Source organism: Criibacterium bergeronii, assembly GCF_001693775.2.
GTDB lineage: Bacteria > Bacillota > Clostridia > Peptostreptococcales > Filifactoraceae > Peptoanaerobacter > Peptoanaerobacter bergeronii.
The window spans coordinates 118,497-143,443 of record NZ_MBEW02000001.1 but is presented as its reverse complement, the minus strand read 5'-3'; the positions used below and the strand labels follow the sequence as shown (position 1 = coordinate 143,443).

Sequence of the window (24,947 nt, the reverse complement as noted above, 5' to 3'; positions counted from 1 at the left end):
ATTTTTCTTAAATCAAAATTAAAGGAATTTTTCTTTAACTTTTTTCCAAAATTCATAGCCTTGTAGGTTGAGTAATTTTATTTTATTGTTGGAATATATGATTTCAATGGATTTTAAAGTATCATAGCTGTTGTCTGTAGAGTCGGAAAGTACAAGAGTAGAGTTTTGATATCTATTTTCAGGTGAAATATTTACAGTGGAGCTGTATGGCAGTATTATACTGGAGGTAAGGCTCCTGTAAGCGTTGGAGTTTAACGGAGATATAGGAGTGATTTGAAGTAGGGTGAGACTTGGGTCAATTATACTACCTGACGCAGAATAGTTATATGCAGTAGAACCTACAGTGGAGGAAACAATTATTCCGTCTCCTGAAAATTTTTCTATATGTTTTCCACCGATACATATATCTAAGTGGACAGTTTTATTTTTGCTACTTTTAATCACGAATTCATTTATAGCAAAAATTTTCGTCTCCCTAAGCTTAGTGGTTATTGTAGCCTCAAGAGGTATTACATTTTGTACTGTAAAATTATGAGTTTTAATACTTTCTATCATTTCATTAATCTTATCAGGCATTACGGCTTGAAAGAAACCCAAATGACCGGTATTTATACCCATAAAATAGCAATCTGGATAGGACAAGTCATGCACGTTTCTTAAAAATGAACCATCTCCACCGACAGATACAACTAAATCACAGCTGTAATCATATTCACTTAGGATATTAAAGCCACTTTGCTTGAGCTTATCAAAAATGATTGGGTAGATTTTATTAGACTTGTTTGAAGAGTTTGATGCAATATATATATTTTCTATTTTTTTATACATAGATTTATCCTGACTTTTTTATTTAAATAATAGCACAAAATTTAACGAAAATCTATTGCATTTAAAATATTAATGATTTATAATTTAAGCAAAGTATACATATGAGATTTTATCTATAGAAAGGATTGGAAGACGTAATAATGAACGAAAGCATTGACTACGAAGCATACAATGCTGATAAGCAAAAAAGGTCTGAGAAGCTAAAATTCAGAACCGATAAGAAGGCAAAAAAACAAACCTACGAATTTGAACAAACCGACGAATTTATAGGCAAAAAGAAACAGTTTAAAGGCAAACCAAATAAATCTTTTAGAAATAATCAAAAAAACTTTGAGTATGACTATGAAGAAGATTTTTATGAGCCTGATAAATATTAATCTTCTTTAATATAAATTTTTTATATAAAGCGTCACGCAGGAGGTGCTGATATGAGAGTAGGCAGAGTAAGTGCTGTTAATTTTGTATCATACAAGGACGTAAGAGCTCTATACAGATATTCATCAATAAAGAGGGTAGCTTTGGGCTTGGGAAATGGCAAGCTATCAAAGATAAATACCCTTGTGCCCTATGATAAGGCAGATATAAAACAGCAAGCAAAAGTATCAAAAGCAATAAACAATGTCATGATTGACACTATGGAAACTAGAGCAATAAACAACTCTAAAGATGTAGACCAAAGAATTAATGCCATAAAGCTATACAAACAGGCACAAAATGGTAGTGACATCAATGTATTAAAACAACTTGTAAATAGTCAGGTAGATTTACCAATGCTAAAAAATAACAATTCTATCAACAATACTGATTTTAAACAAGAAAATCTTTATGCCAACGATGACAAGCTGTCAGGCAATACCTTTAACAAGACGATGGATGAATTGGCAAAAGATTATAAAAAGCTAGAAAATAAGGACGACAAGCTTTCAATTATAGAAAAGTATGCCAAACAGCTTGAAGATGTTTTGAAGGAAAAAGATAAAGAAAAGTTGGAAAAAGACAAAAAGGATAAGCAAGACATAGAAAAAGAGAAATCTGATGAGGTTAATAAGGGAAATACTAATATAACAGGGAGCTAATCATTAGATGGATGAAAAATATACAGCTAGATTACAACTGAAAGACGACAGTAAAAACGAAAAAGTCTTTGAAAAGAAAGGCTATTATCAAAGAGAAGAATACGATGAGATGTATTATGTCGTGAGGGAATATCTTTATGACCATCAAGGGGCGTCAGCGATTGAAGTATCTGAAGCCACTACAGTACCACGCTCTGTAATTATGGAGTTTTTGAGACAGGGCAAAATATCCCTGCTTGATAAATCCAAGACGTTGCTCAGAGAATGTAGCGTGTGCGGAGCATTGATTGAAAGAGGTAATTTGTGCATTGATTGCATGAGAGCACAGATGAGAAATACACTTGAGCAAAGAAAGAAAAAGGATATTTCCGGTAGGGCAGCATTTGATGACAAAGGACAAAATGATAAAAATATTGGTAATCGTATCAGACGTAAGTAAATTTTAAAAATTTAGTGCCAAGAAATTGGCACTTTTTTTGTGGATTAATTTAGAAATATACAAAATAATACTAATATACCTTATTATACTATAAATTTAAAGTATGTCAGTATAAGGGCAATATTGAATAAAATAATTATTTTATGTATAATGATTATAAGAAATCTGCTTAAATCTAAACAATTTTTTGAAATCCTAAATTTAGCCCAAAAATAATTTAATTTGCTAAAGATATTATTTAAGTAAAAATATTTTATAATATAGCTCTGCTTGAGCGAAAAGGAGTTTAAAATGGAAGATAATAAAGTAGTTTATGCTTGGAAATGCACCGTATGTGGCTACATATCAGAGACAGACCAGCCGCCAAAAGAATGTCCAATCTGCCATGTAGGAGCGGAAAAGTTTATGAAAATAATCAACTCAAATGTAAAATAATAAAATAAAAATCCTTGCAATCAGTTAGATTACAAGGATTTTTATTTTGAAATAATAGAATAATTATAGAAAATAATCTATCTTTTACTTTGAACATATTTATACTATTATCTATTTAAAAAATCACTATAGTTGAAAAAGTGCAGTTGTGTTTTATGAGCGGGATTGCTAGTGTTGTGAGCGAACAAAAGTGCCAAAAGGAAAATACAACTGCACCTTCAATTAGGTTTTAGTATTCTATCTAGGCTGGTAGCTTTAATGACACGAAAATTATACTGGAGTTTGAGTATATAATTATTTTAAATATTCTCTACCTATTTCTACAGCTCTATCAAATGTATCTGCAATGTGCGTATAATCGTTGGCTATATCATAATAATCGAACCAATAATCACCCATATAATCATCTCTTATTTTTTTCTGTATACATGTTTCATAGTAGTTACGGGTTTGATTATGATATACTACAAATCTTCTTTCTTTATCTTCTGAATATTCTTCATAAATAATAGTTGTTTTCATAAAGCCCCTTGTAAAAATTTAGAACTAATTATTTTTTAAAAATTCATTTAATTTTTCTAAGGCTCTTGCCCTGTGGGAAATCTTATTTTTTAGCTCAGGTGAGAGTTGTCCGTTGGTCAATCCCTTTGCGACTTCATCATCAGCGATGAATAGTGGGTCGTAGCCAAAGCCATTACTTCCTTTTTCTTCAAAGCCGATTTTTCCTTTTGAAATGCCTGTGAAGGTGTGTTCATAACCATCAGGATACACTAAAGCCAGTGTACATACAAATTGTGCCGTTCTTTCATCGGAAGTTTTTCCCATTAAAAGTTTTAGCATCTTTTCGTTATTTTTTTTGTCTCTAGGTTCTTCGTTGGTAAATCTCTTGGAATATATGCCGGGTGCACCGTCTAGTGCATCTACCATTATACCAGAATCATCGCATATAGTAGGCACGCCTGAAACTTTGCAGTAGTGCCTTGCTTTTATTAGAGCATTTTCTTCAAAGGTAGTGCCTGTTTCCTCTACGTCATCGTCTTGAAGATTGAAATCGGATAGGCTTTTTGCTACTATGTCAAATTTGTCTAAAATAGCTTGGATTTCTTCTAATTTGTGACTGTTGGCAGTGCCTATTAAAAATGTCTTTTTTGGCTTGTTATTTTCTATCAAATTAGTTATTTCTTCTCCTAGAGTTTTCTTTTGTAGTAGGATTATTTCGTCTATGCCTGATTTACATAGTGATAAAAAGGCATTTAAATCATTCATAGAAAATGGATTTTTTTCGCCAGTGCCTTGGATTTCGATAAATTCGCCAATGTCATTCATAACTATATTCATATCTACATCAGCAGAGCTGTCTTGGAAATAATTTAGGTCAAGAGTTCTTTCACCATTTACTATGCCGGCAGAGATTGCCCCCACAAAGGATTTTACCGGATATTCTTTGATAATGCCTTTGTCATATAAATGTTTAAGAGCTAAGGCTACTGCTACAAATGCACCGTTTATTGAGCTGGTTCTAGTGCCACCATCAGCTTGGATAACATCGCAGTCTATCCATATGGTTCTTTCACCTAGCTTTGTTAAATCCACAACATTTCTAATAGCTCTGCCGATTAATCTTTGGATTTCTTGACTTCTGCCGTCAATTTTTCCTTTTACTGAGTCACGGATTTTTCTTTGCTTAGTCGCAGACGGTAGCATTGAATATTCTGCACTAATCCAACCATTGCCTGTATTTTTTAAAAAGGGAGGGACTTTTTCTTCTACTGAGGCTGTGCATATTACCTTGGTGTCCTCTGTTTCTATCAATACGCTACCTTGAGCATATTTTGTGAAGTTAGTAGTGAATTTTACTTTTCTAATTTGATTTTTTTGTCTAGACATTGTTCCCCCCAAAGCTTTATAAAATGTATCTTTAATCTTCATTAATAAAAGTATCTCTCAAAACTTTAAAATTGTCAAATATTATATGAAAAACTACTAGACAAAATTATTTATGTGGTAGTTTATTAAAAAGTAATAATTATTTAGTGGTAGTTGTTTTTCTAGCGGTTGTTTTAGTTGGTGTATTTTTCTTAGGAGCTGCTTTTGTTTTACTTGGACTTACTTTAGTTTTAGTAACTTTTATTACATCTTCTTTTACCAAGGCGACATCTAGCACGTCTTGCATTGTTTCTGCCAAGGTTATATTCATAAGATTTCTGATATTTTCAGGCAAATCTTTAATATCTTTTTCATTTTCCTTAGGTATTACTATATTGTCTATTTTTGCTCTATGAGCTGCAAGTAATTTTTCTTTTAGTCCGCCTATTGGTAATACTCTACCTCTAAGGGTTATTTCGCCTGTCATAGCTACGTCCTCACGCACTCTTATATCGGCTGCGGCAGATAGTATAGCTGTTGCCATAGTCACTCCTGCTGATGGACCATCTTTTGGTGTAGCTCCTTCGGGAATGTGCATATGGAAGTCATATTTTTTGTAAAAATCTTTTTCTACATTATATTTTGGTGCGATACTACGAACAAAGGAAAAGGCTGTTTTTGCTGATTCCTTCATTACATCGCCTAGCTGACCTGTAAGCTCAAGTTTGCCTGTGCCGTCCATTTTGTTTATTTCTATGGATAGGGTATCTCCGCCTACTGCTGTCCATGCAAGACCTCTTACTATGCCGACCTCAGGTTTTTTATTTGCCTCTTCGTATCTGAATACTTGTTTGCCAAGATAATCGGGCAATTCTTCTGTAGTAACAGTCACATGAGTTAGCTTAGGATTTTCCACTTTTTTACGGGCTACCTTACGGCAAATTTTTGCGATTTGTTTTTCTAGTCCTCTGACTCCAGCCTCTCTTGTATATGAATTAATTATTTCTCTTAGGGTTTCGTCAGACATTCTGATGAATTTTGGAGTAAAGTTATGCTCTTTGATTTGTTTTGGTAATAGATATTTTTTAGCTATCTGAAATTTTTCTTCTTCTGTATATGAGGAAAGCTCAATTATTTCCATTCTGTCTCTTAATGCCCATGGTATTGTATCAAGTGAGTTTGCTGTGGTAATGAACATTACGTTTGACAGGTCAAATTCGTACTCAAGGTAGTTATCTGTAAAAGTTTTATTTTGTTCAGGGTCAAGGACTTCAAGCATAGCAGAGGCTACGTCACCTTTAAAATCGGAGGAGGTTTTATCTATTTCATCAAATAGTATAAGGGGGTTATTAACCTTTGCACTGATTAAGGTATTTATTATTCTGCCCGGAATTGCTCCTATATAAGTTCTTCTATGTCCTCTAATTTGAGCCTCGTCACGAACCCCGCCAAGTGAAATTCTTGCAAATTTTCTATTTACTGACTTTGCAATTGACTTTGCAATAGAAGTTTTACCAACCCCAGGCGGACCGACTAAGCAAAGTATTGGAGCTTTTTTGCTGTTGGAAATTTTTCTTACTGCCAAGTATTCAAGTATTCTGTCTTTTACTTTTTCCAGTCCGAAGTGCTCTTTATCAAGTACCTTTTGTGCAGCGGCTAGGTCAATTTTTTCTTTAGTTGATTTATCCCAAGGTAATTGGAAAAATGTGTCTATATAGTCTCTTGTGGTTTCTGCGTCGGGGCTGCTTCTTTGGGAATTAGCAAGTTTATTTATTTCTTTTGTGATTTTTTCTCTTATTTCGTCCGATACATTTTTTAATTTTGCTAAGTCCTCTTTGTATTTTGCAGCTACAGAGCCGGTATTTTCTTGGTCAAAACCTAGCTCTTTATTTATAGCCTTCATTTGCTCTTTTAGGTAGTAATCTTTTTCGTGCTGAGCCATTTCTTTTCTCATACGTTTTTGGATTTTTACTTCTAGGGCAATTATTTTGTTTTCTTCTAGTATGATTTGATATAAGTCTTTTAATCTTTCGTCTACATCTACGTCCTCAAGTAGTGTTTTTCTATTTTGTGAGCTAAGCATCATATTTGCAGCTACTATATCTGCAAGCTCACCGGGGTATTTTATGTCTGATAGTTTTACCACTATTTCAGGAGCTATTCTTGAGCCAATGCTGATATATTCTTCAAAAGCGTCTATTATGCTCCTCATAAGTGCTTTTTGATTGTCTGTAGGCTCTATTTCAGCGTCAGGCAGCTCTCTGATTGTTGCCTCAAAAAATGTGGAGTCATTGTTAAATTCAACAATTTCTCCTCTTGATATTCCTTCTACTAATATTCTTACAATATTATTTGGTAGTCTAAGGGTTTGTTTTATTTCGCAAATTGTACCTATTTTTTCAAAGTCTTCAAGAGTAGATGGGTCATCGTTTTCGCCTACGGTTTGGTTGCATATAAATATTTTGATGTTTTGGTCGATGGACTCTTCTACAGCTAGGGCGGATTTTTCTCTACCTATATCAAAATGCACCTGCATATGTGGGAAAATTGTCAGACCTCTTAGCGGGATTATAGGCAGACTTTTTGTATCTGATGTATTTTTTGGCATATATAATCATCCTTTCAAGAATGGTGTTTTTATTTAAAACATACTTTACTTATCTAATTTACCCATATTTGAAAAAATCTAATCTAAACATATTATACACTACTTGTCGGCTGATAACTAGGTATAAATTGAAATAGATTAGAGGATAAAATAAAAAAGCTTACCAAATTTTTTGGTAAGCTAATTATATCAATAAAAGCTTAAATTAAGCTTTTATTATTTTGTTGCTGTTGCAGTTTTTGCAGAACTATCCCATGTAACTGTGTAGCCGGCTGTTGTCATAACATCTTTGAAAGAAACCATTTTTTCGCTTGTATTAGTTTCTATTCCTGTTAAAGAATTAAATGTAGCTGCATCTACCATTAAAGTACCATTTTTTAGCTCAGCTTTTAAGTCAAAATCCATTGTATTACCATTACCGGTCATTAAAACTAATTTGTTAGTCTTTAAATTTACGCTATAAGTTATTTTTGACATTGCCTCAGCTTGTTTTTTCATTTCTTCTTGTTTTGCGTTTAATGCAGCGTCTAAATCATAAGCATCAGCGTTTGTAGGTATATTTAAATCTAATTTTTCAACAGCTTTAGTAGTTGAGTTGGATTTTATTGTAAGGCTTAAAGTTTCGTCTACATTACCTAATTTTATATCTTTAGTTGCCTCATCAGATAAAAGAGCGTACATATTTTCGTAAATGTTTAATTTTAATTTTATATCTGATTGTGCAGTGTATGTTTTAGCGTATTGGTCAAATACTTCTTTTGTTTCAATGCTAGAGCCATTTAATAGGGTTTTAACTATTGGCAATTTTGGTTCTACAGTTTTAACCCACATATCATAAGCCTGAGCCATAGATTTTTTCATTTCTTCTTCAGAAACGTTAGATACTTTTGCTAAATCAAGTCCAAAGCCTTCTTTGTATAATTTAAGCATAGTGTCAGGGTTTTTATAAATTGATTTGATATAAGAATTCATAAGGTCAACCATTTGGTCAGCATTCATTTTCATTGTGTAGGTGTTGCCATCTTTTGTTAAACCTAGGTCAACTTTGCCAAGGTCAAGTCCTTTTAAGAATTCTATAGCTTTATTTTTGCTTTCTGAGTTGCTGCTCATTGATTTTACAGCATTTTTGTATGACTCTGAGAAAGATTTGCTTTTTACTTCTACAAAATCTGTATTAAAGGTTTGTTGAGTTAAGCCGGTTTTCTTTATAGCAAAATCAGCTAAAGATTTATTGACGAATATTTTACCATCTTTGTTGAAATATAACTGTATCTCAGGAATAGCCGGAGCACTGCCTGAATTTTTTGCCTGCATGGAAACATACTGGTCAAAAGTCTTGCTGTCTGCCATAGATGTGGTATCTATTGTGTATCCGCCGGAAGTATTTTCTGTAGGATTTTTTGTAGAGTTAACACTGTAGTTGATTTGAGTAGTGTCTTTTGATGTAGCCTTACCCCAAGTTGAAATTTTTGATAATTCATTAAAATACTGGTTACTCACTTCGTTTGCGTAAACTTTGCCAACTCCGGCTGACATGGACATTGCTATCGCAGCAGACAAAGCTACAGCTGTAAATTTTTTAAAAAGCATAAATCCTCCTAGATAGTAATAGTTTTTGAATTAATCTTAAAATTAATCAAATTATTGTTATTATACATTTTATAGCTGAAAACATAAATATAACTTAAAATATTGGAAAATAAAAAATGTTTTCTAATATATTATATAACAATAAAATGTATATTTATATAGTTGTTAATGAATTGTAATAATCAAAATGATTTATAAAAAAACTTATAAAATAAAAGCCTCAGTCAAAAAGACTGAGACTTAAATGATTTTATTTTATATTGGAATTAAACTATAAGCTTAGTTTCCCATTTGCTTTGCTACTTCTTCAGCAAAGTCTTCGTTTTTCTTTTCTATGCCTTCGCCAACTTCAAATCTTACCATCTTAGCTACTGTTATCTTAGTGTTAAGAGCTTTTTCGTATTCTTTAACTACATCAGCAACAGATTTTTTAGACTCTTTTACGAAAGCTTGGTCAAGTAGGCAAACTTCTTTAAGTTGTTTTTTAAGTCTGCCTTCAAGCATCTTCATAACAATTTCTTCAGGCTTTCTTCTATCTTCAGGAAGTTCGTTGTTTTCGTTAAGAGCTTGTTGTTTTAAAACTTCTCTTTCGTGGTCAAGGTAAGCTTGGTCTACATCAGCATCGCTGATATATTTTGGGTTCATGGCTGCAACCTGCATTGCGATGTCTTTACCAAGTTCTTCTATTTTAGCATCAGTGCTGTCTGTATCTAATTGTATAAGTGTACCTATTTTTCCACCGCCGTGAACGTAGCCTATAACTCTTCCGTTTGTAGCTTTTACTAATTCAAAACGTCTTACGCTAAGATTTTCACCTATTTTAGAAATCTTTTCGTTTAAATCATCTTGAACTGTGTGACCGTTAAATGACGCAGCCATTAAAGCAGGCATATCAGCTGGCTGTTTTTCTAATATTAGTGAAACAATATCGTTAACGAAAGTTTTGAATTCTTCGTTTTTAGACACGAAGTCTGTTTCTGAGTTTACTTCTACTATAGATGCTGTCTTGTTATCTGATGATACTTGAAGTCCTACTAGTCCTTCAGCGGCTATTCTGTCAGCTTTTTTAGCTGCTTTTGATAAGCCCTTTTCTCTTAGTAGGTCTATTGCTTTGTCCATATCTCCATCAACTTCAGTAAGAGCTTTTTTGCAGTCCATCATACCTGCACCGGTTTTTTCTCTAAGGGTTTTTACCATTTGAGCTGTAATTTCCATTTTTAAATCTCCTTTTTAATTTTTTCAAATAATAAAACTAAATGATTATAATTTTATTAATAATATACTGATAAAACAAAAGGGCAGGGGAAAGTCCCTCACCCTTTAATATATTTTTATTATTCTACAGTTGTTTCTTGATTTTCTTCTGCTTGTTCTTGGCTATTATCTTCTTCTATAACGCCTTGTTTAGCTTCGATTATAGCGTCTGACATAGCTCCAACTATAAGCTTAACGGCTCTTATTGCATCATCATTACCAGGGATTGGGTAATCTAGTTCATCAGGGTCGCAGTTTGTATCTACAACACCTATTACTGGTATGCCAAGCTTTTTAGCCTCTGCAACTGCATTTTTTTCCTTTTTAGGGTCGATTACGAACATAGCTGCTGGTAACTCAGACATATTTTTAATTCCGCCAAGATATTTTTCAAGTTTTTCTTTTTCTTGTAATAGATGGATTACTTCTTTTTTAGGTAACTTGTCAAATGTGCCATCTTCTTGCATTTGCTCTAATGCGAAAAGTCTATTAATTCTTAACTTAATAGTCTTGTTATTTGTAAGCATTCCGCCTAACCATCTTTCGTTTACATAGTACATACCTGCTCTTAGAGCCTCATCCTTGATAGCGTCTTGAGCTTGTTTTTTAGTACCTACGAAAAGGATAGGTTTACCTGTTTCTGCTATTTCTCTCATAGCGTTGTAAGCTTCTTCAAGTTTTTTAACTGTTTTTTGTAAATCAATTATATAAATTCCGTTTCTTTCAGCAAAGATAAATCTTGCCATTTTAGGGTTCCATCTTCTAGTCTGATGACCAAAGTGAACTCCAGCCTCTAAAAGCTGTTTCATGCTAACTATTGCCATATTAAATTTCCTCCTTAAGGTTTTTCCTCCGAGACCGTCTTTTTCTATGCAAGTACCAGTGGCAACCTTTTGCATAAAATCAGGCTCGTGTGTTATAAAATATCCTTTGGTATTATATTATATTTTGCCCATAAAATCAAGTATAATTTTAGTAATTACTCAAAATTACAAAAACAAATTTTTGAAAATTTATTGCTATAAATAAAATAAAAGTCGGAAGAATTGCTCCGACTTTTGCAATCAAATTAGAATTTTTTAAATCATAATTCTTTTTACAGAAGTATGTATTTTTTTAAAACCTTCCCTTTGAATTATAGATATCTTGCTGCTGTAATATATCTTGTGGCGTAGTATTTACTGTTGATGTTATCTGTTTTAACACCGCCACCGCTATAAGAAGATGCGTGTATAAATGTTCCGTTTTCGATATATATGCCAACGTGAGATATACCGCCGTATGTGTTGAAGAAAACTAAGTCGCCTTTTTGTAAGTCTGCTTTGTTTACTCTTGTACCACCGTAGGCTTGAGAGGAGGCAACTCTAGGAAGGCTTATTCCCATTTGTCTGAATACATAAGTTGTGAAACCTGAGCAGTCAAATCCTTTTGGACCTGTAGAACCATAAACATAAGGTTTGCCAAGTTGCGCTTTTGCGATTGATATAAGCTTATCTACTTTAGACGCATCTGCTGTTATAACTGGAGCAGCTTTTGCCACTTCTTCTTTTTCTACTTCAACAGGTGTTTTATCATTTATTTCAAGGAGCTCATCTATTTTATCTGCGTCTATAGTTTTTATTTCGTCATTTTTTACTTCTGTCTTAGCTACTTCTACTTGTTGACTATCTGTTTCTTGATTGTTTTCTTGGCTCTGAGCTGTGCCTACTGTTTCAGTTGCAATTTGTTCTTGGGCGAATATTATATCACTGCTTACAGTTGTTTCTTTTTCAGCAAAAGCTGAGCCAGCTCCTACCATTATGAAAGTCATAGAAAGTGTCATTGCTAATACTAAGTTCTTACGCATATTATATATTCCTCCGTTTGGGTATTATCTAGTTTATATATAAATTGTAAATATGAGTTATTTATATATTTTAGTGTTACTTACACTTTAGAAAATGTTTAAAACATATTTAATTTATTTCATGATTATTACGACTTTGTAATTTTATATTATATTAAAAAATATGTCAATACTTTTGGTTAAAAAAAATTACATTTTGTAAAATTATAAAGAGATTTTTACTATAAACTTTGGAATACAAAACTTTAAAAAATTACAAAAAGAATAAAATATTATATAAACAATAATGTATTTACCAAAAATCTCAAAAATTATTTAAAAGTAAGTTTTAAGTTATGACAAAAAAGTTACAAAACGAAAATAGTTACAGCAAGGTGCTGTAACTATTTTATAAATATTTATTTTTCTACATATCTGTTTACCAATTGTAATGAAATTAATCTATGGGCACTGTTTTTTGCACCAAATAGATACAACTTATTAAAATAATTTTCCGGATTTTTTGTAAAGTTGTAGATATACATACTTTCTTTGCTTTCGTCACCAAGAAGCATTTCAATAAATCTATTTAAGGCTGTAGCTGATAAGTTTTTAGTTTTGTGTTTTAGTGAAAGTAGTTTCGGGTCTGTTACACTTTTGTTAAAATATATGAAATAGTCTGTGCTGAACATATTTTGTTTTTCATTTTTGGTGTAATATTCTGACTGTTTAAAGACATCGTAGCTTGGGTCAGGCTTGTGGTCTCCATAAAAGACTACCATGGTTGGTTTTTGCCTTGCATCAATATAGTCCATTAAAGCTTTTAGGTAATCATCGGAGGCTTTTAGATTTCCAAAATAGTTGTTTAATTCCTCTTTATCAGAGTCTGTAAGTCCGCCTGCACTCACTTTAAAAGCTGTATGCCCGTAAGGCCCATGGTTTTGGACAGTTACTGGTAGCATAAATTTATTTTTATCGGGATTTTCTTCTAAACATTTTATCATCATGTCAAAGATTGTTTTGTCACTCATCCATGCTCCGACTAAATCCTGCTGTTGCTCCTTGCTAAACATAGTCATATCTATAAATTTGTCTATGCCAAGCAGTGGATACACTCTATCTCTATCCCAATACTCTTTGGTATGATTATGAATACCTATTGTTTCAGTATTTTCAAAATTATTTTTATAAAAATATGCCAAGCTGTCGGTCTTTTCTTTTAGTATAGAAGTAAATATCATCGTTCCTCTTGAGAAATATTTTACTCCATATCCTGTTAGAACTTCATATTCAGTGTTTACAGTACCGCCGCCAACTGTAGGCACATACAATTCGCCTGATATGCCGTTATCCTGATAGTAGTGGAAATTTTTTAATATATCGTAGTCAAAAGTAATGCCTGACTTACCTAAATTTTTTTGATTTTTTACTACATCGAAAAATGACTCAGACTGGAGTATGATTACGTCCATGTCAGTTTGTTTATTAAACGGATAGTCTGTCATCAGCTCATCGGCAGTGTCTATTTGAGAATATTGGCTACTTTCATACATCTTTGTCACATTTTGCTGGATTTTTTCTGTGCTTAATGATGAAAAATAAGCATTTTCTGCAATAGTTCTACTTGATGAAATCAGATTAGAAAATGATGAATAAATGCCATAGGACACTAAAAATGGTGATGCAAATAGAAATGCTATGAGTAAAAAAATCGATATGAAAGCTTTCCTTTTTGATGAAAAGAAGCTTTTGGTGTAGCCTTTTTGTAAGTAGTCTGCGGATTTATTGCCAGAGCTTTTATCAAATTTGTTTGTATATATTGTAATAATTAGATAAAAAATAAAAATTCCAATAACTACGCCAATTTTTGCAAAGGGCAGTTTATCTAAAAATAGCTCTGCGACATCTCCTGCGGCTTTTATAATTGTAAAGTCCAGCGTATTAATTTCTGCTAGATTAAATCTTACCTTGACTAAATTTGCAATGGCAAGAATAGTTAGTAATAATGTAAATATTGTTATATTTTTTTTGTATCTTTTGTTTGAATTTGATATAATAAGATTTATAATAGTAATGATTACAAAAGAAATAAAAACTCTTAGTAAACCAAGACCTCTTAGTCCCGAATATTCATATATTATAGCTCCTATAAGGGAGGAAAAAAGCAAATAAGAAATATACATAAATTCTCCTAAATTATTTAGTATTATACTATATTATATTATCTAAATATTGAGAACTTTTGTCAATAACTTGGGGTAAATTGTAAATATTTTGTAGTTTAAAATAACATTTTGGAGATTTTTTTGATGATTTGGTATGATTATGATGAGTTGGAAGAAAGAATATTTGCCTACATTAGCCACATATACAAAAGTGATATGCAAGAGGACAAAAAAAATGAACTTATAGACAAAATACTTGGTACAGTCAATAACGCCCATACACATGAGGCGATTGATACATATGACGATTACTATGAGGACATGAATGAAAAGCTTAAAGAAAATGTTGCTAAATTTTATGATGATGAAACAATGGAGCAAGAGCAGTTTTTTTCATGCAATGGACTTTTAGATGATGATGACTTAACGGATTTTGACGGTCTTGTCGACATAATTGGAGATGCAGACGATTTAGTAATTACGATGCAAGAGCGTCCAAATCAAGATAATGGAGACGGACAAGGAAAATCATGGTAGATTATAAAACTATATTAGGAAATGCTGTAGACGAATTTGTAGTCGAAAAATCAAAATTTATAGGCAGTAGTTTTTACGTCAATGATGAAAAAGTTGCCGATGAAATAATTAAGGTTATAAAGAAAAAATATTATGATGCAACTCACAACTGCTATGCCTATATAATAGGAGAAAAATCTGAAATATTAAAAGCCTCCGATGATGGAGAGCCGGCATCTACAGCGGGCAGACCAATGCTGGACTATCTTTTAAATATCGGCATAACCAATTGCCTAGTCGTTGCGACAAGATATTTTGGTGGTATTAAGCTGGGTACTGGAGGTTTGGTCAGAGCTTACACAAATACAGCAAAAATATCGATTGAAAAAAATACTATAGTTGAAAAAAAGGTATACAAAAAAATTCAAATAGCCTTTAATTACAATAATATTGGTAAAATCCAAAATTTTATTATAAACAAAGGAATAATTTCAGCACCGCCGCAGTATTTACAAGATATTACAATAGACATCTATTTAAGAGAAGATGGACTGGAAAAAACAAAACAGGACTTATTGGACTTGACCAGTGCAAATATATTGATAGAAGAAAAAGAAGATACCTATCTTCCATTTATAAATGGTGAGTTTGGAAAAAATAAGCTGTAATAAATTTATAATTGTAGAAAGGGTATGGACAATGGAATATAACACATTTACGTTAAAAAGAAAAAGCGACAATAACTTTGACAGCTTGGTAAAATTTTTTGAACAATACAGTGGAAGTAAATTAGTCTCTAAAAAGCTAAGAGGGAATAATTCATTTAAAATAGGACTTTTTGTATTTGAACAATATTTTTTTAGAAATGGCAGTTCGGCATCTGCAACAGTTATGGTTGTAGACGATGGGGTTGAGCAGATAGTCGATGTAGTTTCCTCAGCAGGAGGAGTAGGACTGTTTAATTTTAGCTGGGGAGCAGAGGCAAGCTATGCAAAGCAAATGAAAACTGTATTAGAAAACGAAGGCTTTGTACTGGATGAATTAGAAGATTAAATGTATTTAAAAAGGTCTAAAACAATTTTGTTTTAGACCTTTCAGCTTTTAATATGAAATTATTTTGAGCTATTTATTTGGCTTTTTATCTGCTCTCTTGCCATGTTTTCCATTGTATCGTCAAGTTCATTTAATATAATATATGGATTTTTTACGCTCAAGGCTCTTTTTATTATAAAATCTGCTAGTAATGGATTTTTTGGCAGTAGAGAGCCATGAATATATGTGCCGACTACCTGCTCGTCCATGTAACCTTCCACACTTGAATTAAATGTGTTGCCGTTGCCTGAAATGACTTTGCCAAAATATTTATCATTGTCTAATATGGTTTGCCCTGAATGGTTTTCAAAGCCGATTACTTCATATTCTTTTTCACCTAGCTTAGCATTAATAATTATGTTTCCTATGCACCTTACATTTGCATTTGGTCTTTCAGTGTGATAAGGAAGTAAATCAAGTCCATCAATCTTTTCTCCTTTGGCATTGATATAATGTGAGCCAAAGAGCTGATAACCACCACAAACAAGTAAAAAATTAACTCCCTTGTCCATGGCATTTTTTATCTGCGTTTTTTTTGACAATAAGTCGCCAGCTAAAATTTTTTGCTCTAAATCTGCCCCGCCTCCCATGAAAATTAGGTCATAGTCGGAAAAGTTTTTTGTTTCTCCAATTCCGCAGGTTTCGTAGACAAAATTTATATTTCTTTTGTTTAACCTATATTCTAATGTCTTGATATTTCCTTTGTCACCGTATAAGTCCATTATATCGTGGTAAAGGTGTAGTAATTTAAATTCCATAATATTCCTTTTATTGTAAATATTTTTCAATTATTTATCAAAAGCCAACAGCTCGTCTCTAAGTGTAAAAAGTCCGGTGTAAGTAGATATGACATAAAGCTCGCAGTCTTTGCAGGACAAAAGCTCAGAAATTGCGTCATTGTGGTCGTTTTTAACGTCTATGCTTTGAGTAATTTGTGACAGCTTGAACCTAAGTGCCATGTCATAAGACCTCTTGCCTGTTGTAATAATTTTTTCTACATCGGTTAAATCTTCAAAGTTGACATCCCATATCCATGACACATCTGTACCATCTGCGTGATTGTCGTTTAAAAGTAGTAGCAAAGCTTTTTTGCCTTGGTGTTTTTCTATACATTTTATGATTTCATTAGTTCCTGTAGGGTTTTTTACTAGGTTGAGCAGTAAAGCACGTCCAGCTATAGTAATTTTTTCCATGCGTCCTATGCCTAGGGCAAAATTTTTTGTTACAGCATTGATTAAATCGGTTTCGATAGAATAGGTTTTTGCTACAGCTACCGCACATAGGGTATTGTATACATGATAAGTGGCATCAAAGGAAAAATAGTAGTCTTGTCCATTTACGTTCATTTTTTGTAAGTCTATATTTTTTGCATAAAATTCCGGCTCACTCCAACCGAAGTCGCAATTTTTGCAAGCGTATTTACCTAAGTGTGAGTATACATGACTTTCGTACACTATAGGGGCTTTACATACCGGACAAAATTTTCCCTCTTGAGCATCTTTTTGTGTCTTGTCAGATTTTAAATCAAGTCCGAAGCTTATTATTTGATTTGCCTTTGCTTTGAGCAAAAGTCTTTTTACGTTTGGGTCATCCTGATTTAAAAATAATCTGCCTGTATAATTTTGTAATGCCAATTCTATTTTCGTTATTATTGTTTCCATTTCACCTGAGCGGTCTAATTGGTCTCTAAAAAAATTTGTCACAACTACATCGCTGGAGTTTATCATCGGTAGATATTTTGCAAGGGTCAGCTCATCTACTTCTAAAACTAAAATCTTTGCATTTACTTTAAAATTTAAAGCTGAATTTTTTATTAAAAGGCTGGATATACCATTTATGATGTTATCACCTCTGCTGTTAGTGATAGTTTTTTGACCTGTTTTAGCAAAGATTTGAGCTATCATATTTGTAGTGGAGGTTTTACCGTTTGTACCGGTTACCAATATGGTAGTTTTTGGATAGGTAAAATATTTTAACAAATCCGGACAGATTTTAATTGCTATTTTTCCAGGCAATGAGCCTCCTCTTTTACCGGTGAGCTTTAGTAATTTATATATAATTTTTCCAACAATAAGAGCAAGTTTTTGCATCTGTTCTCCTAATATTTAAAAAAGTTTATAAAATATTATATCACACAAAGTAAAGCCAAAAAAGTATACAATGATTATAAAGAATATTTCATTTTACATTTATTAATATTTCATTTATAATGTATTCAATCAAAATTTAAACTTACAGTCAATTAATTTAACATTTTCTTAAAAAAATGTATACATATTGTATCAAATATTGTTTTTATAAAAATAAATTTTTGGAGTTTTAATGGGCAAGCTTTATGTTATAGAGTCAGGCTCTGACGCTAGCGGTAAAAAAACCCAGTCAGGTCTGTTATACAAATATTTATTAGAGTCCAAGCAAGATGTAAAAAAGGTCGAATTTCCAAATTATACTTCAGTTTCAGCTACATTTGTAAAAATGTATTTAAATGGCGAATTTGGTGAGAAACCTGAGGATGTAGACCCTTATGTCACCTCCACATTTTATGCACTGGACAGATATGCCACCTATAAAAAAGAGTTGCAACAGCACTACGAAAATGGCGGCATAATTATTGCAGACAGATATACAACCTCAAATATAGTGTATCAAGCAGGAAAATATCAAGACGTAGAACAAAAAACTAAATTCATAGATTGGCTTTATGATTTTGAATTTAATATACTTCATTTACCAAAGCCGGATTTAGTGATATATCTTGACGTACCCTTTGAAATTTCCTACGAGCTTTTAAAAAAAAGAGACGAAAAAGACGACTTAAAAGCTGGTACATCAAAGGACATTCACGAGCAGGACAAGGCTTACCTTAAAAAGGTCTACGATAACGCTAAATTTGTATGCGAAAAATTTGGCTGGTCTAAGGTAGACTGCACTAAAGATGGTAAAATGCTGGGAATTGATGAAATTCATAAAAAAATATTAAATCTAATGATAGTAAAATAATTATTTTACATCGAATATGAAGAAAGAACAGCTATGACTAAATATGAAAAAATAAAAGAATTATTATACGAACAGGCTGAGGAAGATACACTATCCCATGCGTATATATTTGAAAGCTCTGATTTATCAGTCGCAAAAAAACTTGCAGACGGATTGTCGAGAAAAATATTTTCAGTATCGGATTTATCTCAGGTTACAGATTATCACTTAATCACAAAAGACATGATGAAAATAGATACAATAAGAAAAATTTCATCAGAAGTACCAATTGCACCCTACAAGGACAAAAAAGTATATGTCTTTGAAGATGCGTCAGAGTTTAATATACCTACACAAAATGCTTTTCTAAAGACACTTGAAGAGCCACCGGAGTATGTAATCTTTATTTTGATAATTAAAAATTCATCACTTTTGCTTGATACGATTAGGTCAAGATGTATAAAGGTCTTTTTTGACGAAGAGGTTGCTGTAGTATGCGAAAGAGAAGATATCAGCACACTAGTTAGAAAATTATTTGATATCTTGATTGAAAAAGATAGATTGAAAATGATAGATTTTATTGATGAAATAAAAGCTAAAAAAGAGGACGCATCGGACATAATAAGCGAGATAATGGATACAGCAAGAAATATTATTCTTGCAAAGGAAAGTATAAAGCTACTGCCTGATGCAAATAAACAAAATAGATATATACATGACATTGTGGGGAAATTTGGATATTATGAGCTATTATCAGTAATTGATATAGCCGAAGTGGCGTGGAAAAAACTAGATGCTAATGCAAATTTCAACATGACAGTAGAAACCATGTTATTCAACATGATGGAGGCAAATAAATGAAAAAAGTAGTTGGCGTAAGATTTAAAAAAGTGAGCAAAGTTTATTACTTTGAAACACTTTCTGAAAAGCCACCTAAAAAAGGAGAAAAAGTAATCGTAGAAACCGGAAGAGGCGTGGAGTACGCTACGGTTGTATTAGACGAAAAAACCATAGACGAAGAAAAATTTGCTACACCCCTAAAACCAATAATTAGGGTAGCTTGCGAAGAGGATTTACAAAGACATAATTGTAATATAAAAGACGCAAATGATGCACTTGAAGTATGCAAAGAAAAAATTAAAGAGCATAACCTAGATATGAAACTGCTGGAAAGTGAATACACCTTTGACAAAAGCAAACTGATTTTTTACTTTACAGCTGAGGGTAGAGTTGATTTTAGAGATTTAGTCAGAGATTTAGCCTCTGTATTTCGCACAAGGATAGAGCTTAGACAAATAGGAGTTCGTGATGAGGCAAAAAAACTTGGCGGATATGGCATTTGTGGCAGAGAATTTTGCTGCAAAAAATGGATGGGCGATTTTGCACCGGTTACCATTAAAATGGCGAAAGAACAAAATTTATCATTAAATCCTACTAAAATTTCAGGTTCATGCGGAAGATTATTTTGTTGCCTAAAATATGAAAATGAAAATTATGAGGGCATAATCAAGCAGATGCCTACAATAGACTCAATAGTCATGACACCTGATGGAACGGCTAAGGTAATAGACACAGATATATTAAAGGAAAAAGTCAAAGTTGTCTTTTCTAAAGAGGACGATATAGACTTTGCAGTATATGATTTAAAGGAAATAAATATAATAAAACGTGCAAAAGCTGCAAAGGCATATGATGACATAGATGAAAATGAGCTCAAGGAGCTGGAGGATTAGTGGCACAAAATAATGATATCCTCATCAAAGCTGACGAGCAAATAGACGATTTGCAATTAAACGGCAAAAAAATAATCCAAAAGAAAAGTGGATTTTGTTTTGGCATAGATGCAGTCTTGCTGGCTAATTTTGTAAAATATAAAAAAAATAGTACGATTGCAGATTTAGGCACAGGTACGGGTATAATACCTATACTTATAAATGAAAAATCAGAAATAAATAAAATTTATGCCCTTGAAATTCAAACTCCAATAGCTCAGATGGCACAAAGGAGTATGGAGCTAAATAATATACAAGATAAAGTTAAGGTTCTTAATGTAGATTTAAAGCAAGCAACAAACTATATCGAAAAACAAAGCCTTGATATAGTAGTGACAAATCCACCATATATGCAAAAGGACAAGCTCACCAGCGACAATGAAATGCAAAAAATCTCAAGAAATGAGATATACTGTACCATTGACGATGTGATGAAAACAGCCTCAGAGCTATTAAAATATGGTGGCAAATTATTTATGATACATAGACCTACAAGGCTATGTGACATTTTTGTGGCAGGGAGAAAATATCTTTTAGAGCCAAAGGAACTTAAAATGGTTTACCCAAAAGTTGGCAAACCATCTAATTTGGTTTTAATTTCCTTTACCAAAAATGCCAAAAGCGAATTAAGAATGTTAGAACCTTTATTCATTCACAAGGAAGATGGCAGCTATACAAAAGAAGTGGAAAATATTTATAGCTTAAAAACCCTAGAATTGGATAAAGATACCTTGTAAACTTAAAAATTGTATATTATGAACAAAGAGGAATTATGAAAAAAATTAATAAACTAATTTTAACTGGAATTCTTTTATCCGCTACCTTGGTGACCTATGGCTGCTCAGGACAAACAGCTTATAAATCACAAACATCACAAACTAGCACAGCACAAGCAATCACCTCTACAAAGACTGGAACAAAAGAAGAAACGGCAAATAAACTTCCTACATTTGAGTCAGTTGACATTGATGGCAATAAAATCTCCAGCGATATATTCAAGCAAAAGGACTATACCTTAATCAACTTTTGGGGAACATATTGCCCACCTTGTATACAGGAAATGCCTGAGCTGGGCAAGATAAGTGATGACTATGAAGATAAAAATTTGCAGGTAGTAGGTATTGTAATAGATACATTGAGCCAAAATGGATATGATAAAGACCAAATTGCTAAGGCTAAGAAAATAATAGAAAAAACCGGAGCACAATACACTCATATACAACTTGATACCTCTATGAGTGAGCTACTCACACAACTTGACTTAAACGCTGTACCAAGGACATTGATAGTAGACAAAGAGCTAAACATATTAGAAGATATAGAAGGCTCTAGGGATTTAAAATTTTTTGAAAAAATGATAGAAGATGCACAATCAAAGGCTGAATAATTAGGTATAAATTTATGAAAATAAAAAAATACTTTTTATCATATTTAATTCTGTTTATTTCAATAGCATTTATAATTTATGGAATAATCACAAACGAAATGATGCCCGTTTTTAATAAGGCTATATACATCTGCCTTGAGTGTATAGGTATAGGATAATGAAGATATCATTTAGAACAAAATTTCAAGCTGCATTTTGTGCACTTACAAATGCAAATTTTGCTGGATTTTTTAAGGGAAATATTTATCAAGGAAATTTGAAAAAGCTATGTGTGCCAGGGCTGAATTGCTATTCATGCCCGGGTGCACTATTTTCATGTCCGCTGGGCAGCCTGCAAAATTCCTTGACAAGTTTAGGAGACAGGTTTTCATTTTATATACTGGGTACACTGCTAGGCTTTGGAGTTTTATTTGGTAGGCTTATATGTGGATTTATGTGTCCGTTTGGATTTTTGCAGGATTTGTTATATAAAATAAAACTGCCCTTTGTCAAAAAAAGGCTTAATATGCCTTATCACAATAAATTAAAATATTTAAAATATGTAATATTAATAGTTTTTGTAATTTTAATGCCACTTTTGCTTGTAAATGAATTTGGTTTTTCTTCACCATATTTTTGTAAACTTATCTGCCCATCAGGCACATTTTTTGCATCGTTTCCGCTATTGTTAGTAAAAACAAGTCTTAGAGATGCAATTGGATTATTATTTTTTAATAAATTAACTTTGCTTTTGGTGTTTGTTTTCTTATCTATAAAATATTACAGACCCTTTTGCAAGTATATATGCCCACTTGGTGCATTGTATGGATTATTTAACAGAGTTTCATTTTTTAGATTTGAAGTCGATGATAAAAAATGCACACTTTGCAAGCAGTGTGAAAGAGCCTGCCCAATGGAGATAAAAACCTATCAGACACCAAATAGTGCGGACTGCATAAGATGTATGAAGTGTATAAATGCGTGCAAATTTGATGCACTTATTAGCACATATCCTTTGAAAGATATGTTTAAAAATAGTTCAAAAAGTGAAAAATTAAATAAATAAATTTATAATTTAATTGCTAAAAAATTGAAATGGAGTAACAATGATTAAATCTGCTGATATTTTAACCTCAGCCACTTCCAGCAAGTTTTATCCACAAGATGGTAAGCCGTCTATTGCTTTTGCAGGCAGGTCAAATGTGGGTAAATCATCGCTTATAAATTCTCTACTAATGAGAAAATCTTTAGCAAGAGTGTCCAGCACGCCGGGCAAGACAAGGACAATAAATTTTTATATAATCAATGATGAATTTTATTTAGTTGACCTGCCGGGTTACGGTTTTACTAAAATTTCAAAAAAAGATACAGAGGATTTTGGAAAGGTAATGGACGATTATTTTCAAAACTCTACAAATTTGACACATCTGTTTTTGCTTGTAGATATAAGACACGAACCGAAACTGACAGACAAGCAAATGTATGATTATTGTATTCACTACGATATACCTGTCACAATCGTAGCTACTAAGAGTGATAAAATTACAAAAGGCAAATTTCAAAAGGCAGCAGCAGACATAAGGAAGTTTTTAGGAGCAGACTCCAGTGTGAAAGTGTTTCCTACATCCTCTTTAGATAAAAGCGGTGTAGAAGAGCTTAGAACCTATATGCTCAGTATTGTATAATAAATGTATTGTATATTTAATTTGTAAGAAAGGCATTTTTATGACTTCAATTTTTATAAGTTTAGGTTCAATAATAGTAGGGTTGCTGATGCTTATAATTCCTTTGTTATTGCTAGTGATTGTACTTAAAATATACAAAAGTAAGAATTATGACAAAAAGGATTTAGAGCTTAGAGTCCAGCTACTTGAAAAAGAAATTGAGGATATAAAGGCTCATATAAATTATGTCGATGAGCTGTAGAAATATAAGTTAAAATTTAAATTAACCTTGAAAAATATTGCTCATACTGTATAATTATAATGATATGTATGATAATCAAAAACTTGATAGATTGATACAAATTAGGAGGTATTATGGAAAGCTCATTTTTTTATGAAGCTCAGAGAAAAATCAGAAAATATCAACACAAAATAGTTTTACCGGAAGGAACAGATGTCAGAGTAGTTGGTGCGGCAACAAGACTTAAAAACTCAGGAGTGCTTGAACCACTAGTAATAGGCAAAAAAGACGATGTTTATAATTTGGCTGAAAGCATTGGAGCAGACCCAACCAATCTTACAGTAATTGACAAAGACAATTATGAAGAAATTGATGAGCTTGTTAATGCTTTAGTTGAAAGAAGAAAAGGTAAGCTTGACGAAGCAGCAGCAAGAGAGCTATTAAAGGATGAAAACTATTTTGGCACTATGTTAGTATACACACATAGAGCTGACGGACTTGTATCAGGAGCTATCCATACTACAGGGGATACAGTTAGACCGGCACTTCAAATCATAAAGGTTGACAAGAAGTATAAAAAAGTTTCAGGCGGATATCTTATGATAAGAGACGGGGAGCTTTATGTGTTTGGAGATTGTGCAATAAACATCAATCCTACACCGGAGGATTTAGCTGAAATTGCAAAACAAACAGCAGAAACAGCTTTAAAATATGGTATATCTCCTAGAGTTGCAATGTTAAGCTTTTCTACAAAAGGTTCTGCAAAAGACCCTCTAGTAGATAAAGTTGTTGAGGGAGTTAATATTGCAAAAAGTAGATATCCTGATTTAATTGTAGATGGTGAATTACAATTTGATGCTGCATTCGTACCATCAGTTGCTCAACAAAAAATAAAAGAATATTCAGCAGTAGCCGGAAACGCAAACGTATTTATATTCCCTGATATCCAAGCGGGAAATATAGGCTACAAGATGGTTCAAAGGTTTGGTAAATTTGAAGCTATAGGACCGATACTTCAAGGTCTAAATGCTCCTGTTAATGACCTTTCAAGAGGCTGCAACGAAGAAGATGTATTTAAACTAGCAATAATTTCTTCAATGGAGGCAATTGTTCACAGCGATAGAAAAGCAAAAGACCCTAGCTACGACCAGTTTAACTAATATATATTTAAAAAAGTTAAAACCCATGTATATTATGATGTACATGGGTTTAATTATAGCATTAGCGAAAA

28 protein-coding genes are annotated in these 24,947 nt (G+C 32.5%); 17 read left to right on the top strand and 11 right to left on the bottom strand.

The genetic code is table 11. The annotated features are described in order from the left end of the window. Positions 1-18 precede the first annotated feature (18 nt). Positions 19-828 (bottom strand): NAD(+)/NADH kinase, encoded by an 810-nt coding sequence (locus tag BBG48_RS00705; protein ID WP_068911644.1) that lies wholly within the window; start codon positions 826-828, stop codon positions 19-21. A gap of 140 nt (positions 829-968) precedes the next feature. On the opposite strand from BBG48_RS00705, the gene BBG48_RS00700 reads away from it, so the two are divergent. From BBG48_RS00700 to BBG48_RS00685, 4 genes are all read left to right on the top strand, one after another. Beyond that, positions 969-1,205: a hypothetical protein gene (locus BBG48_RS00700; protein ID WP_068911643.1), complete on the top strand. Its 237-nt coding sequence runs from the start codon at positions 969-971 to the stop codon at positions 1,203-1,205. A gap of 51 nt (positions 1,206-1,256) precedes the next feature. Continuing rightward, the gene (locus BBG48_RS00695; RefSeq protein WP_068911641.1) at positions 1,257-1,904 is read left to right on the top strand and encodes a hypothetical protein; all 648 of its coding nucleotides are present in this window, start codon (positions 1,257-1,259) and stop codon (positions 1,902-1,904) included. Positions 1,905-1,911: 7 nt separating this feature from the next. Next, positions 1,912-2,343 (top strand): hypothetical protein, encoded by a 432-nt coding sequence (locus BBG48_RS00690; protein ID WP_068911639.1) that lies wholly within the window; start codon positions 1,912-1,914, stop codon positions 2,341-2,343. Between the two features lie 291 nt (positions 2,344-2,634). After that, positions 2,635-2,778 (top strand): rubredoxin-like domain-containing protein, encoded by a 144-nt coding sequence (locus tag BBG48_RS00685; protein WP_116170923.1) that lies wholly within the window; start codon positions 2,635-2,637, stop codon positions 2,776-2,778. 294 nt (positions 2,779-3,072) lie between these two features. On the opposite strand, the gene BBG48_RS00680 is transcribed toward BBG48_RS00685, so the two are convergent. The 8 genes from BBG48_RS00680 to BBG48_RS00645 all read right to left on the bottom strand — a co-directional run bounded on the left by BBG48_RS00680 (position 3,073) and on the right by BBG48_RS00645 (position 14,104). Further along, positions 3,073-3,300 carry a hypothetical protein gene (locus BBG48_RS00680; RefSeq protein ID WP_068911637.1) on the bottom strand — a complete coding sequence of 76 codons (228 nt, stop codon included), beginning with the start codon at positions 3,298-3,300 and terminating at the stop codon, positions 3,073-3,075. Positions 3,301-3,324: 24 nt separating this feature from the next. After that, the gene (rph, locus tag BBG48_RS00675; RefSeq protein WP_068911636.1) at positions 3,325-4,665 is read right to left on the bottom strand and encodes a ribonuclease PH; all 1,341 of its coding nucleotides are present in this window, start codon (positions 4,663-4,665) and stop codon (positions 3,325-3,327) included. A gap of 139 nt (positions 4,666-4,804) precedes the next feature. Next, complete coding sequence (lon, locus tag BBG48_RS00670) at positions 4,805-7,252, bottom strand: endopeptidase La (RefSeq protein ID WP_068911634.1); 2,448 nt, start codon at positions 7,250-7,252, stop codon at positions 4,805-4,807. A 216-nt stretch (positions 7,253-7,468) separates the two neighbouring features. Beyond that, positions 7,469-8,842, bottom strand: a complete 1,374-nt coding sequence (locus BBG48_RS00665; protein WP_068911633.1) for a hypothetical protein — start codon at positions 8,840-8,842, stop codon at positions 7,469-7,471. 279 nt (positions 8,843-9,121) lie between these two features. Beyond that, entirely contained in the window at positions 9,122-10,057 is a 936-nt protein-coding gene (gene tsf, locus BBG48_RS00660; protein ID WP_068911631.1) for a translation elongation factor Ts, read from the bottom strand. Positions 10,058-10,176: 119 nt separating this feature from the next. Next, the gene (gene rpsB, locus BBG48_RS00655) at positions 10,177-10,920 is read right to left on the bottom strand and encodes a 30S ribosomal protein S2 (RefSeq protein ID WP_068911629.1); all 744 of its coding nucleotides are present in this window, start codon (positions 10,918-10,920) and stop codon (positions 10,177-10,179) included. Positions 10,921-11,231: 311 nt separating this feature from the next. After that, positions 11,232-11,942 carry a C40 family peptidase gene (locus BBG48_RS00650; protein WP_243446717.1) on the bottom strand — a complete coding sequence of 237 codons (711 nt, stop codon included), beginning with the start codon at positions 11,940-11,942 and terminating at the stop codon, positions 11,232-11,234. A 398-nt stretch (positions 11,943-12,340) separates the two neighbouring features. Next, positions 12,341-14,104: an LTA synthase family protein gene (locus BBG48_RS00645; protein ID WP_068911627.1), complete on the bottom strand. Its 1,764-nt coding sequence runs from the start codon at positions 14,102-14,104 to the stop codon at positions 12,341-12,343. Positions 14,105-14,230: 126 nt separating this feature from the next. Here BBG48_RS00645 and BBG48_RS00640 point away from each other — a divergent pair, with 126 nt between their 5' ends. Genes BBG48_RS00640 through BBG48_RS00630 form a run of 3 tightly spaced genes read left to right on the top strand, consistent with a single transcriptional unit; the run spans position 14,231 to position 15,655 of the window. Further along, positions 14,231-14,623 carry a hypothetical protein gene (locus tag BBG48_RS00640; RefSeq protein WP_068911625.1) on the top strand — a complete coding sequence of 131 codons (393 nt, stop codon included), beginning with the start codon at positions 14,231-14,233 and terminating at the stop codon, positions 14,621-14,623. After that, positions 14,617-15,270 carry an IMPACT family protein gene (locus tag BBG48_RS00635; RefSeq protein ID WP_068911624.1) on the top strand — a complete coding sequence of 218 codons (654 nt, stop codon included), beginning with the start codon at positions 14,617-14,619 and terminating at the stop codon, positions 15,268-15,270. The genes BBG48_RS00640 and BBG48_RS00635 overlap by 7 nt, the downstream gene beginning before the upstream one ends. A 31-nt stretch (positions 15,271-15,301) precedes the next feature. Beyond that, positions 15,302-15,655, top strand: coding sequence for a DUF6054 family protein (locus BBG48_RS00630; RefSeq protein WP_147292818.1), 354 nt, complete (start codon positions 15,302-15,304; stop codon positions 15,653-15,655). A gap of 59 nt (positions 15,656-15,714) precedes the next feature. Here the strand turns inward: BBG48_RS00630 and BBG48_RS00625 are convergent, their stop codons facing one another. Next, positions 15,715-16,452, bottom strand: coding sequence for a type 1 glutamine amidotransferase (locus BBG48_RS00625; RefSeq protein WP_068911621.1), 738 nt, complete (start codon positions 16,450-16,452; stop codon positions 15,715-15,717). 30 nt (positions 16,453-16,482) lie between these two features. Continuing rightward, positions 16,483-17,784 carry a MurT ligase domain-containing protein gene (locus tag BBG48_RS00620; protein WP_068911619.1) on the bottom strand — a complete coding sequence of 434 codons (1,302 nt, stop codon included), beginning with the start codon at positions 17,782-17,784 and terminating at the stop codon, positions 16,483-16,485. Between the two features lie 232 nt (positions 17,785-18,016). Between BBG48_RS00620 and BBG48_RS00615 the strand changes: the two genes are divergently transcribed. The 10 genes from BBG48_RS00615 to pta all read left to right on the top strand — a co-directional run bounded on the left by BBG48_RS00615 (position 18,017) and on the right by pta (position 24,876). Continuing rightward, positions 18,017-18,694, top strand: coding sequence for a dTMP kinase (locus BBG48_RS00615; RefSeq protein WP_068911618.1), 678 nt, complete (start codon positions 18,017-18,019; stop codon positions 18,692-18,694). A gap of 33 nt (positions 18,695-18,727) precedes the next feature. After that, positions 18,728-19,534 (top strand): DNA polymerase III subunit delta', encoded by an 807-nt coding sequence (locus tag BBG48_RS00610; RefSeq protein WP_068911616.1) that lies wholly within the window; start codon positions 18,728-18,730, stop codon positions 19,532-19,534. Beyond that, positions 19,531-20,406: a PSP1 domain-containing protein gene (locus BBG48_RS00605; protein WP_068911614.1), complete on the top strand. Its 876-nt coding sequence runs from the start codon at positions 19,531-19,533 to the stop codon at positions 20,404-20,406. Before BBG48_RS00610 ends, BBG48_RS00605 begins: the two co-directional genes overlap by 4 nt. Then, positions 20,406-21,182: a tRNA1(Val) (adenine(37)-N6)-methyltransferase gene (locus BBG48_RS00600; protein ID WP_330410056.1), complete on the top strand. Its 777-nt coding sequence runs from the start codon at positions 20,406-20,408 to the stop codon at positions 21,180-21,182. The genes BBG48_RS00605 and BBG48_RS00600 overlap by 1 nt, the downstream gene beginning before the upstream one ends. Before the next feature lie 35 nt (positions 21,183-21,217). Then, entirely contained in the window at positions 21,218-21,832 is a 615-nt protein-coding gene (locus BBG48_RS00595; protein WP_068911612.1) for a TlpA family protein disulfide reductase, read from the top strand. Between the two features lie 14 nt (positions 21,833-21,846). Continuing rightward, the gene (locus BBG48_RS11535; RefSeq protein ID WP_094754331.1) at positions 21,847-21,990 is read left to right on the top strand and encodes a CD1871A family CXXC motif-containing protein; all 144 of its coding nucleotides are present in this window, start codon (positions 21,847-21,849) and stop codon (positions 21,988-21,990) included. Continuing rightward, positions 21,990-22,877 carry a 4Fe-4S binding protein gene (locus BBG48_RS00590; protein ID WP_068911610.1) on the top strand — a complete coding sequence of 296 codons (888 nt, stop codon included), beginning with the start codon at positions 21,990-21,992 and terminating at the stop codon, positions 22,875-22,877. The genes BBG48_RS11535 and BBG48_RS00590 overlap by 1 nt, the downstream gene beginning before the upstream one ends. 40 nt (positions 22,878-22,917) lie before the next feature. Next, entirely contained in the window at positions 22,918-23,496 is a 579-nt protein-coding gene (yihA, locus tag BBG48_RS00585) for a ribosome biogenesis GTP-binding protein YihA/YsxC (protein ID WP_068911608.1), read from the top strand. Between the two features lie 40 nt (positions 23,497-23,536). Beyond that, a complete protein-coding gene (locus tag BBG48_RS00580) occupies positions 23,537-23,737 on the top strand; it encodes a hypothetical protein (protein WP_243446716.1) in 201 nt (66 codons plus the stop codon). Between the two features lie 113 nt (positions 23,738-23,850). Beyond that, positions 23,851-24,876: a phosphate acetyltransferase gene (gene pta, locus BBG48_RS00575; protein WP_068911607.1), complete on the top strand. Its 1,026-nt coding sequence runs from the start codon at positions 23,851-23,853 to the stop codon at positions 24,874-24,876. The last annotated feature ends 71 nt before the right edge of the window (positions 24,877-24,947 follow it).